General features: G+C 70.5%; 1 protein-coding gene and 2 pseudogenes. All 3 read left to right on the top strand.

Features of this window, described 5'->3' with window-relative positions; all coding sequences use genetic code 11:
* Positions 1-357 (top strand): annotated as a pseudogene (locus K4G64_RS39140) (hypothetical protein); the annotation flags it as partial.
* Between the two features lie 173 nt (positions 358-530).
* Positions 531-920 (top strand): annotated as a pseudogene (locus K4G64_RS41605) (hypothetical protein); the annotation flags it as partial.
* On the top strand, positions 917-1,803 hold an 887-nt coding region (locus tag K4G64_RS39135; protein ID WP_308122613.1), incomplete at its 3' end, for an aminodeoxychorismate/anthranilate synthase component II. The pseudogene K4G64_RS41605 and the gene K4G64_RS39135, both read left to right, overlap by 4 nt.

The following is a 1,803-nucleotide window of genomic DNA, read 5'->3' as shown; positions in this document are numbered from 1 at the left end:
GGGCTGGGGTTCGGGGTGGTGGAGGTGTCGGTGCGGCTCATCGACGGGTTCTCGCCCGGGGAGCTGTTCCCCAACCCGGCGACGTACGCGCTGCTGCTGGGCGGTGGGGCGGCGTTCCTGCTGCTGACCTCGGCGCTGCAGCGCGGGTCGGTGACCACGGCGACGGCCGGGCTGGTGCTCGGGGAGACGGTCGCGCCCGCGTTGATCGGTGTGGTGTGGCTCGGGGACCAGACCCGACCGGGGCTGGGGTGGCTGGCGATCCTCGGGTTCGCGGTGGCGGTGGCGGGGGCGCTGGCGCTGTCGCGGTTCGGGGAGGCGCCGGTGGAGGCGGAGGAGGGCGTCGTCGCGCCACGGTGAGCGGCAGCGTTTTCCCGGCCGCCCGCCCGGACTTCTTCACCTTCCGCGACACATTCGCAGGCTGGGGGTTGCGGCTGCCGCGCAGCTGTCCCGCGGGCAAACGGAAAATGTTTGCTGCATCTTGAACACGGGGTGAGCGCTTTCCGTAAGGGACGGCGTGACCAGTGATCCCGTCACGGTCACCGGGGTTTCTTGGGGGTGGGGTACTTGTCGACGGAGGGGCGAAATGGCATGTCGTCCACGTCTATCGCTTCGCCGGCGAGGGTTCGGCCCTGGCCGGGGAACAATCGTCGCCCGGGCCTGGTGCGACGCGCAGACGCTGACGCCCGGGCCGCCGGCTCCGCCGTCGCAATGGAAACGGTGATGAGTGAATATGAGCGCGGCTTTTCCGCCGGTGCTCCTCTTCAATCCGACGGTGCTTCCCTGTCTCGGTGACCTCAATGCACTGTTTCGCACGCTGTGTTGTGTCTGTGTGTGACGGCCCTCGTCGCCTGGATTCTCAGCCCCGGCTCCAGCGTTTCTTCAGGAAATGGCTGTACCAAACAGAGGAGGTGGGCGGGTGAAGACCCTGCTCATCGACAATTACGACTCGTACGTCCACAACCTCTTCCAGTTGATCGCCGAGGTCAACGGCGAGGAGCCCGTGGTGGTCCGCAACGACGCGTCCGTCGACGCTCTTCCCGATCTCCGGGCGTTCGACAACCTCGTGGTCTCCCCGGGCCCCGGACAACTGGGCGTGGCGCGTGACTTCGGCATCGGGAGCAGGCTGCTCGCGACCTCCCCGGTTCCCGTGCTCGGGGTGTGTCTGGGGCATCAGGGCATCGCACTCGGGGAGGCCGGGATGGTGGGGCCCGCGCCTCAGCCGCGGCACGGGCATCTGTCCACGATCCGGCACGACGGGCGGGACCTGTTCCACGGTCTGCCGCAGCACTTCACCGCCGTTCGCTACCACTCGCTGGCCGTGCGCGAGCCGCTGCCGGAGACGCTGGAGGCCACGGCCTGGGCGGAGGACGGCGTCCTGATGGGACTGCGGCACCGCGGCCGGCCGCTGTGGGGCGTGCAGTTCCATCCCGAGTCGGTCCTCACGGAGTACGGGCACCGCATACTCGTCAACTTCCGCAACCTCACCGCCGAGCGGGCGGGCAAGCTGCGCACGAAGAACACAGCGGTACGGATGGCTCCGGCGGTTCGGCGCCGGGCGGTGGTGCCGGAGTGCGAGACGGGGATCCGGCGTTCGACGGGGGGTGTTCTCGGCGCCGGCGGCGTTCGTCGGCCCGTGGGCGCTGCTGTCTTCCAGGTCGCTGCGATCGGCCGGAGCGCCGCGAACGCGCCCGTCGGGGCCGGGGCGGTCTCGACGGGCGAGGCCGTCGCGTCGAACGAGACGCCGGTCCCGACGCCCGGCGGGGCGGGCACGACCCCTTCACCGGCCTGGGGCGGCCCGGGGGC

Origin of the sequence: Streptomyces sp. WAC04114 (assembly GCF_019733245.1) — a bacterium.
In the GTDB taxonomy this organism is placed as follows: domain Bacteria; phylum Actinomycetota; class Actinomycetes; order Streptomycetales; family Streptomycetaceae; genus Streptomyces; species Streptomyces massasporeus_A.
Note: the sequence above shows the minus strand (reverse complement) of the source record. Positions and strands in the feature narration are given on the sequence as shown.